At 39.5% G+C, this 15,889-nt stretch carries 10 protein-coding genes; 4 read left to right on the forward strand and 6 right to left on the reverse strand.

Features of this window, described 5'->3' with window-relative positions; genetic code table 11:
• Positions 1-84: 84 nt before the first annotated feature.
• A complete protein-coding gene (locus Q1A31_RS03460; RefSeq protein WP_299872404.1) occupies positions 85-1,263 on the reverse strand; it encodes a pyridoxal phosphate-dependent aminotransferase in 1,179 nt (392 codons plus the stop codon).
• Between the two features lie 68 nt (positions 1,264-1,331).
• Here Q1A31_RS03460 and uvrB point away from each other — a divergent pair, with 68 nt between their 5' ends.
• The 3 genes from uvrB to Q1A31_RS03475 all read left to right on the forward strand — a co-directional run bounded on the left by uvrB (position 1,332) and on the right by Q1A31_RS03475 (position 7,095).
• Positions 1,332-3,341 carry an excinuclease ABC subunit UvrB gene (gene uvrB, locus Q1A31_RS03465; RefSeq protein ID WP_299872407.1) on the forward strand — a complete coding sequence of 670 codons (2,010 nt, stop codon included), beginning with the start codon at positions 1,332-1,334 and terminating at the stop codon, positions 3,339-3,341.
• 232 nt (positions 3,342-3,573) lie between these two features.
• Complete coding sequence (locus Q1A31_RS03470) at positions 3,574-6,045, forward strand: cation:proton antiporter (protein ID WP_299872410.1); 2,472 nt, start codon at positions 3,574-3,576, stop codon at positions 6,043-6,045.
• Between the two features lie 339 nt (positions 6,046-6,384).
• Complete coding sequence (locus Q1A31_RS03475) at positions 6,385-7,095, forward strand: YebC/PmpR family DNA-binding transcriptional regulator (RefSeq protein ID WP_299872413.1); 711 nt, start codon at positions 6,385-6,387, stop codon at positions 7,093-7,095.
• Positions 7,096-7,208: 113 nt separating this feature from the next.
• Here the strand turns inward: Q1A31_RS03475 and cysZ are convergent, their stop codons facing one another.
• The 5 genes from cysZ to Q1A31_RS03500 all read right to left on the reverse strand — a co-directional run bounded on the left by cysZ (position 7,209) and on the right by Q1A31_RS03500 (position 13,541).
• Positions 7,209-7,958 (reverse strand): sulfate transporter CysZ, encoded by a 750-nt coding sequence (cysZ, locus tag Q1A31_RS03480; RefSeq protein WP_299872415.1) that lies wholly within the window; start codon positions 7,956-7,958, stop codon positions 7,209-7,211.
• A 193-nt stretch (positions 7,959-8,151) separates the two neighbouring features.
• Positions 8,152-8,391: a DUF1272 domain-containing protein gene (locus Q1A31_RS03485; protein ID WP_299872418.1), complete on the reverse strand. Its 240-nt coding sequence runs from the start codon at positions 8,389-8,391 to the stop codon at positions 8,152-8,154.
• 200 nt (positions 8,392-8,591) lie between these two features.
• Positions 8,592-9,191, reverse strand: coding sequence for a hypothetical protein (locus Q1A31_RS03490; protein WP_299872420.1), 600 nt, complete (start codon positions 9,189-9,191; stop codon positions 8,592-8,594).
• Between the two features lie 366 nt (positions 9,192-9,557).
• On the reverse strand, positions 9,558-9,986 hold the full coding sequence (locus Q1A31_RS03495; RefSeq protein WP_299872423.1) for a GFA family protein: 429 nt from the start codon (positions 9,984-9,986) through the stop codon (positions 9,558-9,560).
• 78 nt (positions 9,987-10,064) lie between these two features.
• Positions 10,065-13,541, reverse strand: a complete 3,477-nt coding sequence (locus tag Q1A31_RS03500; RefSeq protein WP_299872426.1) for a hypothetical protein — start codon at positions 13,539-13,541, stop codon at positions 10,065-10,067.
• 909 nt (positions 13,542-14,450) lie between these two features.
• Between Q1A31_RS03500 and Q1A31_RS03505 the strand changes: the two genes are divergently transcribed.
• Positions 14,451-15,875 (forward strand): hypothetical protein, encoded by a 1,425-nt coding sequence (locus Q1A31_RS03505; protein WP_299872428.1) that lies wholly within the window; start codon positions 14,451-14,453, stop codon positions 15,873-15,875.
• Positions 15,876-15,889: the final 14 nt, after the last annotated feature.

The raw sequence follows: 15,889 nt of genomic DNA on the forward strand, positions 1-15,889 counted from the left end.
GCAGATACAGAAATGAATAAGTCACCCCCCTACTTTAGAGGGGTTTTTCTTATTTAGTAATGCCGATTAAGAACTGTTACGAACTTATAAAGAGGCGATACGTTCAATTGCCTTTTCAAGATTTTCCATACTTGTTGCAAATGATAATCTGATATGACCTTCAAGGCCAAATGCACTTCCAGGAACTAGAGCGACTCCTTTTTCACTTAATAAACGCTCGGATAATTCAGCAGAATTTGACACGCCATCTATACGATCAATTAAGCCACTAACATCAGGAAAGCTATAAAATGTTCCATCGGACTCTAGGCACTCGATACCTTCAATAGCATTTAGAGAACTTACCACATAGTCATGGCGTTTTTTAAATTCAACTAGCATCGGAATAATACAATCTTGATCGCTATTTAAGGCAACAACAGATGCATATTGAGAAATTGATGTAGGGTTAGATGTACTTTGGCTTTGAACCTTCTTCATGCCTTTAATCAGATCAGCAGGCCCTGCAGCGTAGCCTATTCTCCAACCTGTCATGGCATAAGCTTTTGAAACACCATTTAGAACAATACAACGATCATATAACTCGGGTGTTGCATTCAAAATATTAGAAAATTCAGCGTTATTAAAAAGAATATGTTCGTACATATCATCGGTAGCAACAATGATATCTGGGTATTTTAAAAGTACTTTTCCCAAAGCAGCTAATTCATCAAAAGAATAATTAACACCCGTAGGATTTGAAGGACTATTAATCACAAACAGACGAGTTTTATCTGTAATTGAACTTTCAAGTAATTCAGGCGTCAGTTTAAAGTGATGTTTCTGGTCTGCTTCTACAATCACAGGTTTACCACCAGCGAGTAAAACCATATCTGGGTATGAAACCCAGTAAGGTGCGGGGATGATTACTTCATCGCCATCGTTTAATAATGCCTGGCAAAGATTAGAAAAGCTCTGCTTACCACCACAGGAAACAAGGATTTGATCAGCATTATATTCAAGCTGATTGTCATTCTTGAATTTATTGATAATAGCTGTTTTTAATTCGGCAATACCATCAACAGCGGTGTAACCTGTTTTATTATTATTGATTGCGGCTATACCAGCCGCTTTTATGTGTTCTGGGGTAGCAAAGTCAGGTTCACCAACACCTAGATTAATAACATCTTTACCTTCTGCTTTCATCTTTTGAGCCAGTGCGCTCATTGCTAAAGTAGGAGAAGGTTTGACTCGCTGTACGCGGTCGGACAATTGAATAGCCATAAAAAATTTCCGAAACAAGAATAGTTTGAAATATACTCTATCCTACCAATGAGTAAACAAGAATCTGTATGCAATCCACTTTTAATTTAGAAACCAAGTTTGAGCCTGCTGGCGATCAACCTACCGCAATAAAATCATTAGTCGATGGACTCAATGATGGCCTGATGCATCAAACTCTGCTCGGTGTAACTGGCTCTGGTAAAACCTTTACCATGGCAAATATTATTGCGCAAACACAGCGGCCAACTATCATCATGGCGCATAATAAAACACTCGCTGCGCAATTGTATGGAGAGATGAAAGAATTCTTCCCTGAAAACTCTGTCGAGTATTTCGTTTCTTACTACGATTATTATCAACCAGAAGCCTATGTGCCTGCCTCTGATATATACATCGAGAAAGATGCATCGATAAACGAGCACATCGAGCAAATGCGTTTATCTGCAACTAAAGCAATGCTGGAAAGAAAAGACACCATCATCGTTGCGACAGTGTCTGCTATTTACGGTTTGGGTGATCCAGAATCGTATATGAAGATGATGTTGCATCTTGATCGTGGAGACAAAACAGATCAGCGAGCCATACTGCATCGACTGACAGAAATACAATACACCCGTAATGATCTAGAACTTTCTCGCGGTACCTATCGAGTTCGTGGTGATGTTATTGATATCTACCCGGCTGATTCTGATATTGAAGCGGTACGTGTTGAATTATTTGATGATGAAGTTGAAACACTGAGCTACTTTGATCCATTAACCGGCGAAGTATTACGTAAAGTGCCGAGACTCACTGTTTACCCAAAAAGCCACTATGTAACACCAAGAGAAATCATGCTGGCGGCTGTAGAAAAAATAAAAGTAGAATTAAAAGAACGACTAGAAGTGCTCTATGATGCAAATCGCTTAGTAGAAGCACAGCGTTTAAAAGAACGTACACAATACGATATCGAAATGATCGTAGAGGTGGGTTATTGCTCTGGTATAGAAAACTACTCGCGTTATTTATCGGGCAGACCTCCGGGAGCTCCACCTCCGTGTTTACTCGATTATTTACCTGATGAAGCATTAGTAATTATCGATGAATCTCATGCCACTATTCCCCAAATAGGTGCCATGTACAAAGGAGATTTCTCGCGTAAAACAAATCTGGTTGAATATGGCTTCAGATTACCGTCTGCATTAGATAATCGCCCATTACGTTTTGATGAATTTGAAAAACTCGTTCCACAAGTCATTCATGTTTCTGCAACCCCCGGTAACTATGAAAATGAGCACAGTGATAATGTCGCAGAGCAAGTAGTTCGCCCAACGGGTTTACTCGATCCAACCATAGAAATCAGACCGGTACTTACTCAGGTCGATGATGTGATGTCAGAGATCTCTGATCGTGCGGCTAAAAACGAACGCGTATTAATTACAACTTTAACTAAACGCATGGCTGAGGATTTAACTGACTACTTAATTGACCACGGGAAACGTGTACGTTATTTGCATTCAGATATTGATACCGTAGAGCGCGTCGAAATCATTCGTGATTTACGTTTGGGTGAATTTGATGCATTGGTCGGTATCAACTTATTGCGGGAAGGATTAGATATGCCAGAAGTCAGTCTGGTAGCGATTTTAGATGCAGATAAAGAAGGTTTCTTACGCTCAGAGCGTTCGTTGATACAGACAATAGGCCGTGCAGCACGTAACTCATCCGGTAAAGCCATCCTCTATGGAGATACGATTACTAAATCGATGCAAGCTGCAATTGACGAAACAGATAGACGTCGCAGCAAGCAGATTGAACACAATACAGAACATGGTATTACGCCAACCAGTATCGCGAAGAAAGTTTCGGATATTATGGAAGGCGCCTACGGCAGTTCGATGCGTGGACGTGCGAGCAAGAAACTAGATAAAGTTGCAGATAAGTCAGCTAATTATGCTGCGCTTTCACCTGACAAAGCAGCGAAAGAAGTCATAAAACTAGAAAAGAAAATGTTCCAACATGCAAAAGATCTTGAATTTGAAGAAGCAGCCGCAGTGCGTGACCAAATCAGTCAACTACGAGAAGTTGCTTTTAAATAGTGATAGTTATGCTGAACTTGTCGAAGCTTAGACATTCTAAAAAGTGAGTTACAGCGGGTATTATGTAGCTACAAAGAAAAAGCCAAAAAAGTACCAAGCCACGTTATAACAAAGACAATGTTTGGCAAGCCTGCTTTATTTTCTACAAACTGTTTTTATTAAATTCTCATTGTATCAATGGGTCGAATATATTTAATTCTCTTAAAAATTCTGGGATAGATTTAGAACACCTATGGATATAGTCGTTGTAACCACCATTATCAGTTCTTTATTTCTGGTCATTGCAGCTGCTGAACCGCTAGCTGCACGTTTACGTCTGCCCTACACTGCAATTCTGGCCGTACTTGGCATTCTCATTGGTGTTGGCGCGACGTTCTTTCTTAATACCGAGCTAACTGATGCCCTGAATCCGGTTGCAGAAGCAATACTTAACTTTCCCATACGCTCAAACATATTCTTATATGTATTCCTACCGACACTGCTGTTCCAGGCCACTCTTGGGATGAATCTGCGTCGCATGCTGGATGACTGGGTACCGATTCTGGTGTTAGCTATTGTAGCGGTGGTCGTGGCAACCTTCTCGGTTGGTTACGCATTAGCCTGGGCCAGTCCGTTACCGTTGATGGCTTGTTTGTTGATTGGTGCTATTGTCTCCACCACGGATCCTTCGGCCGTGATAAGTATCTTTCGTTCGATCGCGGCGCCCAAAAGACTGGCACGCATCATCGAAGGTGAAAGTTTATTAAACGATGCAGCTGCTATCGCTCTATCTGGTGTGTTTCTCACCTATGTGACAGTTAACTTACCAAACCCCACCATGACGAGTGCCCTGTCACACTTCCCGGTTTTGATCTTAGGCGGAGTTTTGACAGGCTTGGTAGCAACGTATGTGGCACTTTGGATAATGACTTTGTTCGCGCAGTATGATCGCGCAATTATTTCTGTATCAGTTGCTCTTCCCTACATGGCTTATATAGGCGCAGAGCAGACCATTGGCGCTTCGGGTGTTATTGCCGTAGTTACTGCCGGACTTACTTTGAAGCTTGTGGGACCTAGTCGGGTATCACCTTTTACCTGGACCAACCTGCGTGAAACCTGGGACCTGTTGGCACATTGGGCTGGCGCGTTGATCTTTATACTCGCAGCATTGCTGATTCCTAGAATGCTCGAAGCTGTACGTCTGGATGATATCTTTTTGGTGATGGTGGTTATCGCAGCGGCTATTTTGGCGCGAGCAGCCATTCTGTTTGGCCTGATGCCTTTAATGTCCAGCCTGCGTCTTTCTCCTACTGTTGAATTGCCCTATCGCGCAGCAATTCTGTGGGGAGGATTACGAGGAGCTGTGACCCTGGCTCTTGCGCTGGCGGTCACCGAAAGTCAGGCAGTGCCAATTGAAATCAAGCGTCTTGTCGGAATTCTGGCAACTGGCTTTACCGTGTTCACACTGCTAGTTCAGGGCACAACACTCCGTTGGGTTATCAGCCTGCTAAAACTCGATCGCTTATCGCCTGTTGATTCGGCATTATCCAATCAGGTGGTGGCAGTGGCATTACAAACTGTTCGCGAAGACATGGTTGAACGAACCAAGGTGTTCGAACTGCCCCACGAAACAGTGCGTAGTGAAGCCAAGAGGTTCGCATTGAGGCTGGATCAGGCCGTACATCTGGCAGAGGGAGATAAAGGCGTCAGTGCGCGTGACCGTATTACACTCGGATTGGTTGCATTGGCAGTAGCAGAGCGTAACGCAGTTCTGGAAAGAGTAAGGGAACGGACGTTTCCGTTACGTCTTGCTGAACGAGCCGTGGCAGATGCGGATCGACTCATTGATGGGGCTCGAAGTTCAGGTCGCACGGGTTATCAACGCGCTGCGAAGAAAAGTGTCGATTATCGACGTTTTTACCGGGTGGCATTGTTTCTGCACAACCGTTTACGATGGTCAGCACCGCTGGCACGCATCATTGAAGAGCGTTTTGAGGTATTAGTATCGCAGAGCGTTATATTTGGTGATCTGGAAGGCTTCATAAATGCGCGAATCAAGCGTTTGCATGGTCGACGCGTGGCGGAACTGCTGCATGAGTTGCTTGAACGTCGCAAGACTATGGTAGAAACAGCGCTTGAAGGGTTACGCCTGCAATTCCCTGGATATGCTGAAGAACTTGGTCGAAATATTATTCAGCGAACCGCATTGCGTCTTGAAGAGCAAGAGTACAATTCGTTACTGGAACAAAGCCTCGTGGGTGAGGAACTACATATTACTCTGATTCAAGACATCGCCTCACGTCGTGCAATCGCAGAACAGCGGCTATCGATTGATCTTTCTTTTCAACGAGCTGAACTGATCAAACAGTATCCTTTGTTTGCCGATCTCGATGATACAAGCTTACAAAAGCTTGCGCGCAATTTGCAATCACGCTATATCAACACTGATACAGTGATCATCAATAAAAATACTGTTGTAAAGGAAGTCTATTTCATTGCATCAGGGGCAGTCGAAATAGAGTCTGCGGGTCGACTAACTCGACTTGGACGCGGAGAAATATTCGGCGTTATGACATTTTTACCCGGCAAGCATCGACGTATTAAGGTTCGTACTATTGTTCCATCAACGCTGCTGGTTCTGGACGAAAAAAAGTTTCGACGTTTACTGGAGCGCAATCCGAAGTTACAGCAACATGTGTACGACACAACTAAAGAACTCGACTGATTAAAATTTATGCAGAATTTGAGATGAGCTTTAATAGAATATTGCTTTTTTAGAGTATCGCTTTTTGTAGTTTGAATCGTAAATAGCCTATTTATTTAACTAGTAATTTCTGGCTTTTAGAGATTTCATAAAGTCACCCCCCTACTTTTAGCAGGTTTTTTCATGATTGAATAAAAACCATACCCGTGGGTTATCGTCAAAAAGCTCAACATGACCTCGATTGAACCTAGGCATGACTTTTTTATCCATATTCAAATTCCACGTGACCCTTCACAAGATGCCGAGTTATCTGTAAGCTTTGCATTTTTTTATTTCTAATAATTTAACAGAGAGATTGTAATGGGCAGAGCCTACCAGAACCGTAAAGAATCAATGGCCAAAACTTCAGACATGAAGGCAAAGGTTTACAGCAAATATGGACGTGAGATTTACGTTTGTGCAAAAGCTGGCGGTCCTGACCCTGATGGCAATCTGTCGTTACGCAGTTTGATTGATCGCGCGAAGAAAGATCAGGTACCTACTCACGTCATTGATAAAGCAATCGATAAAGCACAAGGTGGCGGCGGAGAAGACTTCTCTCCTGCACTTTATGAAGGCTTCGGCCCTGCTGGCAGCATGGTGTTGGTTGAATGTCTTACCGATAATCCTAACCGTACATTTGGTGATGTTCGTCAGTGCTTCACCAAGACTAAAAGTAAAATAGGAACACCTGGTACCGTTAGTCATATGTTCGATCATTCTGCTATTTTTGTATTTAAGGGAGATGATGAAGAAGCTGCACTTGATGCACTGATGGAAGCGGATGTGGATGTTTCTGATATCGAAAATGAAGACGGAATGATTTCTGTTTTTGCACCAAATACAGAATACTTCAAAGCTAAACAGGCACTAGAGCCCTTAGTTGATGAATTTGAAGTCGATGAAATTCAATATCTTGCTCAAAATATGGCTCCTTTAACGGGAGACGATCTAGAGCAGTTTGGACAGTTGCTCGACTTACTCAATGACAATGATGACGTGCAGAATGTTTATCATAGTGTGGAAATGTAACAGTCATTTCTTAGACACTTATTTATTTCACCATCAAAAAAGCCTGCATCATTGCAGGCTTTTTTGTAAGTGTGGATGTAGTAAGCATGAATGTAACTTAGATAAATTATACACTAATGCTTTGAAAGTGATTCAACCCAGTATCGTGTTCCACCCGCAACACCCACGGGCATCACGAAGAAATTAACGAACGGAATCATCATTAACACCGTTAACACACCGCCAAAACCTAGAGCCATCGACCGATTTTTGCGCAGTAGTGGCAATTCTTCCTTGATGAAGAGTTGATGATTTCCCATAGCAAAATCAGTGTATTGCAGCGATAACATCCAGGCACCATAAATAGCCCAGGCGAATGGCGATATAAAATTTATCACCGGAATAATGCTAATCAACAATAGCAGTGGCACCCATTTCAACATATACACTACTTTTCGCACTTCACTGCCCATGGTTTTACCTAAGGTCGCCATCATGGCTTTAAAGCCTTTCTGTTCAGTAATGGGTAAACCTTTGAGCTTTTGTTCAACCCGCTCGGCAAGTATAGAATTGAATGGAGCTGCAATCAGATTGGCTATGATGGTAAAGGTGTAATAAACCGCAATCAGAATGAGAATGGCAAACAATGGCCAGAGTATCCACTCTAACCCAGTCCTAATGAAATCAGGCATCCAGCTTGGCAACCAGCCTGTTAAATAATTCATTAACGATTCAAATTGAGATGACGCTAACCAGATCGCTAATGAAAAAACGGCGATATTGATAATCAAAGGGATCAATACAAAAGGACGAATTCCTTTCTTGGTAATCAGTGAAAATCCGCTAAACGCATATTTCATTCCCTGTAAAAAACCAGAAATCATTATGTTTGTTTCCTTTGATGATAATAAGAGTGACAGTTTGAGTTAGTCATTTTGAATGTATTACTATGAGGGAGTTTATCGATATATCAAACACGATTAAAGAGCGTGTATCGCTATAGCTATTTAGAAATAAAAAAGTGACTTAAACTAGGGGGGTGACCAAATATTAAAAAACACTAATGTGTTGAAGCACTTATTTATTGATTACAGGTTTAAACACTACCTTCTTGCTAGCCGGATGCTTAATCAACATATCCTTTGGGCGAACAGGCCTTTGGCAAAAGTTTCCACCACAATTCGGGCAAACACCTTTCAATACTTCATCAACACAACTTTTGCAGAACGTACATTCATAGGTGCAGATCATTGCCGCTTCAGAGTCTGCTGGAAGCGATATATTGCAGTTTTCACAACTAGGTCGTAGTTCAAGCATGTATCAATCCTTGGTGATATTAGAATCTTGCTAGGTATCTTGAATAAAGTATAAGTCACCCCCCTACTTTGAATGATATTACGTTTATGTTTTTTTATAAACGTAAATAGAATTTATGCAGAGCTAGGCAGTATTTTTTTAGTAAAAAAAATACCGACATAAAGCCGGTATTTAAAAAAACTATCATAAATTAATGATTTTTAGTCACTTGTAACAGGAGCAGCTTCATCACTTTTGATAAGATTACCCGCTGAATCTTTCATTTCTGCCGCTTTTTCCATAACAGAACTACCAGCTGCTTTAGCTTTATCCATCACCTTATCAGTTGTATTTGTAACTGCTTCTTTAGCACTTTCAGTCATAGAAGACGCTTTGTCCATCGCTGCAGTACCAGTACTTTTTGCAGCATCCATAACTTCCTGAGTTTTCTCTTTAGTTGCTTCTACCGCGCTGTCTTTCATTTCAGTTGCTTTTTCTACAGCTTCTGTCTTCATTTCAGCAGCTTTTTCTTTAACGGCTTCAGTTGTCTCAGTTACGGTCTCTTTTACTTTATCTACTGCAGTATCAGCTGCGTTAGAAACGCTATCTACCGCTGAATCTGTCACTTCTTTTGCTTTATCTGCAACCGAACCAGCTGCATCTTTGGTTGCGTCCGCAGCTTTAGTTGTTGCTTCTTTCGCTTTATCAACGACGCTTGTAGCCGTGTCTGTCGCTTCTGAAGATTTATCGTTTTTATCATCCGAACAAGCAGATAAACCTAATGCCATTACTAAACAAACCACACCGTATGAAAATTTCATTAAACTAAGTCCTTTATTAAACTATTATTAAATATGTAAAATTAAATTGAGCGGATTATAGAGTTTTTCTCTTTAATTAAAAGTAACTTAGACCAAATAATTCATTTGAATTCTAATGATACTTAAGAATATTAGTACTTACTAAATAATCTGATACTTATTAAGTACTCAAAAACATTCATAAGTTCAATATTGTTACTTATTTCATAATTAACAGTGCAGATTTGAATAATGTTTTAAATGTTATCTTTTTTGGAAAAAGAAGGATTATTGAGATGATGAAAACACTAGATTTTAAAAATTAAGTCACCCCCCTACTTTTGGGCACTTTTTATTAAGTGTGAAACCTTAAGTTTAAATAAGCTTTCAGTTATCGTTTAATTGTTTACTGCTGCGATGACTGGAAAACTGCGGCAAATCATCACGAATATCCAGCCAGTTAGCTTTTGAGGACACGAATATATGCACATCGGGTTTAATCTCTATATCACTATCCAGTGTACCGAGTGCAAATTCAACAACATCAGTAGTATCTAAAGAATCCTGAAAAATAAGACTGGAACCACATTTGGGACAAAATTTGCGGATTGTGCCATTTTCGGCAGTAAAACTCTGTATTTGTGTCTCACCAGAAACCCATTTAAAGTTTTCACTCTTAGCCTCACCAAAAGTTGCAAAAGCAGAACCATGAAATTTACGACACATTGAACAATGGCAATGTCCCATTTTTGGTTCAATCTTTGACACTTCATATTTGATCGATCCGCACAGACATTGTCCTCTATAAGTTGTCACTTTAGCTCCTCAAATGATTAAAGCAGTACAAATATTCTAAAACTAAATTACTTTGCTATATATAAAGCAGTCTTAGTCTTATTCTACTAACGAGTTCTTCAGTACTATCTTCGGTAAAGGAAGATTAGTATCTGCCGAACGTAATTCTTTGCTACCTTTCTCGTCAATATCAACGTCTGATATTACAAAATTGATACCTAATTTATCACCAGGCTTTGCTTGAAATACTTCAGTAATTTTCTCCGATTTGTCTTTATTCTGATCTTTATCTTTAATGCCATCAACTTCTTTGTCTTCAATTTCGTATGAGTCATTATTCGAATAGATTTGATTCCAAGGTATTGCCAGATTTAATAAATATCCTGCATCAGTTTTGATAGTCCTTGCTTGAGATGTTGCATCATCAAATGGTGTAAAGATAAAGCTTATAGCGTTTTCTTTGCTAATTACTTTTGGTGATTCATTATTCGCTTCTTCGTTGGTTGATTTGACAGTTTCTTGGTCATTATTTGATTCAGTGCTTTCTTGATCTTTTAAATCAGTTTTTTCAGCCTTATCTATGTTTGAACTGTTTGTTTTCGAGTCTTTTGTTTTAGGTTCTACTATTTTCGATTCAATTTCTTCTTTAAATATAACTTTTTCTGTTTTCGAAGACTCGGAATTCTCTTTTGAAACTGTTTTGTCTTTAGAATCTAATTCCTTTTCTTTACTAGTAAATTTACTAGCCACATTGTTTGTCTCTAAAGATTCTTTTATTTCTTTCTCGATTTTTTGTGTTGCTATTTCAGTTGCTGAGATAGTTTTTTCGGATGTAGCCTCAACCTTATCATTGATTACTTCAAGCTTTTCTTTCTCTTTCTTAACTACAGTTTTTTCAGGTTCATCCACTGACTTAGTTGAAGTTTCTTTAGTTTTGTTTGCAGATTCTTCATCCTTTTTTTCTTTTGTTATCGAGGTATTACTTTTTTCTTCTTTAACTGGATAAGAATCTGTATTGTTAGTATCTGTTTTCGTATCTTCCAATTTGTTCTTTTCTTTTTCTTGTTCTCTGCCTTTTTTCTCCTGCTCTTTTTTAGCTTGAGCCTTAGCTCTAGCTTCATAGACTTTCTTTCGCGCAGCTTGTTCTTCTTTCTTTTTCGCTAATAGTTTTTTCTCTGTTTGTATATCTATTTTTTCCTGAGCTATTTTCTTAGCTTTGATTTGTTCATCGGTTGTAGTGTCCAGAGTTAGTCTGACACTATCACCTGTCTCTAAATCGTCATCATTGACAGCGAGACTAATATACAGGTGTTTTGTATCCCAACTCGCTTGCCAGCTAGCAGAAATATCACGTTTACTATTATCTTTGAGGGTTGATTTAATAATATGCGGATTCTTCAAACTCCAAATATCGTTAGGTGCTTTGGCGTAAATGACGGGGATCTCAGGGATTTCACCATTTAGGGATTTCATGGAAGATGAATCGATTGTGTCCGGCTGTTCTTCAGGATACAAACGCGCATTTAAATAGCGTAGCAAGGAGTCATATTTTGGCGCTTCGCTTCGTGGTTGTCGTATATGCTCTTTAAGTCCCCAACTTCCATACCAGCTATAGATTCTGGGCGCACTAAAGGCAACAAATAATTTACCACCATTACGCTGCCATCCTTCCATTAACTCATCATATAAGATTCCCATTCTAGGATCACGATTGGCGGCATATAGGAGTTTGTTAGGATGCTCATCTACCTTACGTGTATTCCAATCTACCAGGTGCTGACCACCTTCATAGGCAACTAAATCAACGCCATAAGATTTGGCAACATTGGCCTGTTTTTTGATGTAGTTTAAGGTCGAATCCATCCCCCATTTTGTGGTTTTATCCAGCATCGCTTTAAAAACATCATCAACAGTCTTGGCACGCCTTAGCACTCTGGGATGCGCAGAAAAATACGGACCAATCGCGATTGCATCGGTATGTTTGAACGCATCTTTGTAGGAAAGAATTGTGCTCGACATGGTTTGGTTGCTCGCCCAGCTTCCCAATACTCGCACTAACCTATCGGTACCACCGAAGATCTTCTCCCATATCTTGAAGGTTTCAACGCTGCGTAATGAATACCATTTGTAGCCCGCAATGGATTTTTTTTCATCCAGTTTTAGTTTCATGCCTTCGGCAATCGCATAATCGTGATGTGTGAAAATCGGGTTCCAAACCTCATTGCTGTATTCAATGTAGGCTTTTAAGTCTTTATCCAAATGAGTATTTACGTACTCACCGAATTCTCTAATGTACTCATCGCTAGCCTTGTACGGCATTGAAAACCAGGGATCAGCTTTATTCCTGTTAGATAAAGCTACCATTACCTCAACGGGTGCACCACGAGAACCATACTTGCCACCCCAACTCGCTTTTCTAAGGGTATTTCTATCTTCCCATTTTTCTACAGGGTTACGTGTCATTCCAGACATATTCATAAAACGAACCACCTGAAAGTCTTTCATGAAATCCAGATAATCAGGGTTAAAAACGATTGCTTTATCAACGTCTGAATAACCTTTTATTTCAGGTTTATTGGTTTTGTGTTTCGTAGTATCAGTAACTGTGTTTTCTATAGTTTTAGTTTCTTTATTATTCTTATCGTCATCATTATCTTGTTTATTTATAACTACTGATTTTTCCTTTTCATCATCAGGCTTAGCCTTTACCGATTCTTTTGAAGTGTCATTAGAACCTTTTGTATTAGATGACTTTTCAACCATTGATTTTTCATCTGTTTCTTCTTTTAACTGATCACTACGTTGTTCTGTCGCTAATGGGTTTAAATGATTGTCTTCAAAAGAAAGATATTTACCCTTATCACAATCTAAATCTGATTTAACACGAATGTGTGGCACACCTTTACAAATACCACCTTCAGGCAATATTCGAATATTACGGATGTAATCATCAGGGTTAGATTTTTTAATAAACAAAGAGGCATTTAAAATCTTATCTTTGCCTGCTTTAATTTCGATGATGTCTTTATTAGGTCGGTGCACTATTAAACGCGCATCGTTACCGTAAAAAATTGTTCCTTCACCATCATATAGCACCGTAAAGAAACCATCTTCAACCGTTTCTTCAGGTAATCTATTTAAAAATTTGGTACCAGCCTGCCCCTCTTTTAAGTCAGTTGGCCAACCATTCTTATCGTATTCAAGGCCTTTACTGCTTCCCCATGGAACTGTTTCCTTAAACGGAATAGAGGATTTAAACAGATCGAGAAACTGCACGCTTGATGTGTCTTCTCTTACATCTGCTGTGTTGATACCCAGAACAGGCTCAGGTCTCTCTTTTGCTGTATCAACAGTATCACTATCAGTCTTATTACTAGCTTTATTATCAACTGTTTCAGTAGCTTCTTGATCAGCTTCTATTTTCTTTTTGATTTCATCAGTGACACTGCTTTTATTACGGCCCTGTAATTTATCTATTGAGGAGTTTATTTCAGCAATTAATAATGGGCTAAGTGACAATAAAACCAGAATTAAAAGTAATCGAAATGAAGAAAACGAAAAATTAGAAAGCTGCATATAACATCCAATGTTATGAGTATGATTATTATGTGATCTGACTGAGTAGATGACAAGAAAGCCTAGTAAAAATAACTGTAAAAGTAACTTTAAAAAATTACAAATTAGTACTAATTTACTATATACAAAATACTCTCTACTTTTCTATATTAAGTAAAAATTATAAAGACTAATTATTAAATAAGGTGACTCGTTTATTTCATAAATGGTTTGTTCGCACCTATAAATCAAGATTTTACCTTGTTTATAGGTTGTTATTTCTTTTTAAAAGAAGCTTTTAGTGTGGCGTTCATTTTTTAATTCAGAATGTTATCTCGTCAACAACTTTGCGCTGTCTTTTACGACTAATGGCATTGCATTAGGTTATTGCGAACAGCACTGGATAGAAATCACCGATCTGTACCAAGAAAAGCTTTAGATTGCATTTTGAATGATTATGATCGTTTGCTGTTTATAAAATTATCCGAAGAACTGTTCTTTAATGACATTAAACACTTCACAAACTAAGTATGGCTATAAATCAAGTCGGCTGCAAACATGCCCTCCGTATATTAAACAGGAATATTTTACCAATAAGTCTTAATGGCTTACTGTTGCATTACGAACATTTGTGCTGTTTAGGCAAACACAAAAAATCGTGAGTGGATTACTATCATTTAGATAGTTTAAGTCTTCAGTTAATGCTGGGAAATGGGTTAAAGACTCCCGAAGTGATGCTAATTTGGGGATTTCTCTCGTCGGCTTCAATGGAAATATATGATACGTATACTCATCAATTTAGTTTACTGTGGCAGAAACATAGGATAGGAATACCTCGCCTCTAAAACTTTATTGTGGCATGTTCAAAGTGGCTAGTGTATTTAATTTGAAATTTAAGTTTGAATTACCCTTCAATAAACGGAGAACAGCATGACTCAGTTACCTTCTTATGATCAGTGGATGGCATCGACTTATTCCCGCACGCGCAAGCGGAGCGAATTTCTTGTGGCTCTCGATGATTCTCTGAAAGCACCGCAAATTAAGGAAAATGTAAAGGTCGCTCTTGATCGCTGGATCTTCGACCAAAAAAGTAAAGCGAAAGACTGGCGTGAAAGCGTTCGTAATTCTAAAGGTGCTGTTACGGAACTTTACCGAGCTGTTTATGATAATCGAAATCTCAGCAAGGAAGAAATTGAAGCAATGGACTATATTGGCCGACAACAGAAACTTGCTCTTTGTAAACAATTTGAAGGTAAAAAATTAAGTTTTAAAAGCAACAATCTAGTGGGCATGTACCAACAACGTGCAAAGAACAAAATGGACACTCTGAAATTAGGTCTTTCAGGGGCAAAGACAGTAGGCACTACGACCAAAAGTACTTTAGAAAACATCTCAGGTCTAGTTGATGTTGCAGGCAATGGGGGAAAGATTGCCAGCAATGCTGCTGACGCCGCGAAAATGAAGAAGAATATAGAGAACTTACTCAAGAATCTTTGTCCAGGTAAAGATCCTGATAAAGTACTCAAGGGTCTCGGGCTGGGAGGCACCAGCAAATTTACCGCCGAAGTAATGCCAGTGGTAGGTTTGGTAACGAGTGGTGGAAAAGCAGTGATAGGTTGGATAGGAGTTGCCAAAACAGTCTATGACAAGAAAGGAATGACAGATTCTCGCTATGCCTTTGCCCCTGAAGATCCATCTGCAGCCTTCGATGCCATACTGACACTGTTAAATCGTGAAATTGCATCTAAAACTGTCGCGGCCAGTAAATCTACCGTTGCATTCACTGGTAAGACACTAGGCTTTTTTTGTGATGCAGGTGCGGTAACTGGACCTGTTGTCGGCTTGTTGGAGCTTCTCGCTGAAATTATTCAAACAATAGTAGAATATGTAAGGGATCTTCTTGAAGTAGATCGTGCTAACGAACTACTACGTATCGGTTATCTAAATTTAGATCTATTCAGAGTCTGCCCCATACTTGGCTGCTACTACCTTGTTATCCAGGATCATAGCACTATCATTAATATGGCAGTCGCAGATTATGGAAGTCCGCAGTTTGTTTTCGACTCAGAGAAATTGATCAATAAAGTTCGACCTGTTTTAGAACGATCACGAACCTACATTCAAGAGTCACGCTTCGAAATCGCTAATATGGAAAAGGCCAAAGGAATCGCTACTGAAAATTGGGCAGTCAAGGGAAAGTTAGATCAGCTTAAATCACTGCCAGGACACGTTGTTGAATCTCTGGGTGAAAAAGTTCAGGAATTACGTGGTAAAGGGCAACATAAAGTGACTGTTGACCCTAGTCGTATATACGGATACGGACATATCAGAACAGGATTTGGCAGAAACAATTAGTTTTTGATACATAA

This window comes from uncultured Cocleimonas sp. (assembly GCF_947495625.1).
Taxonomy (GTDB): domain Bacteria; phylum Pseudomonadota; class Gammaproteobacteria; order Thiotrichales; family Thiotrichaceae; genus Cocleimonas.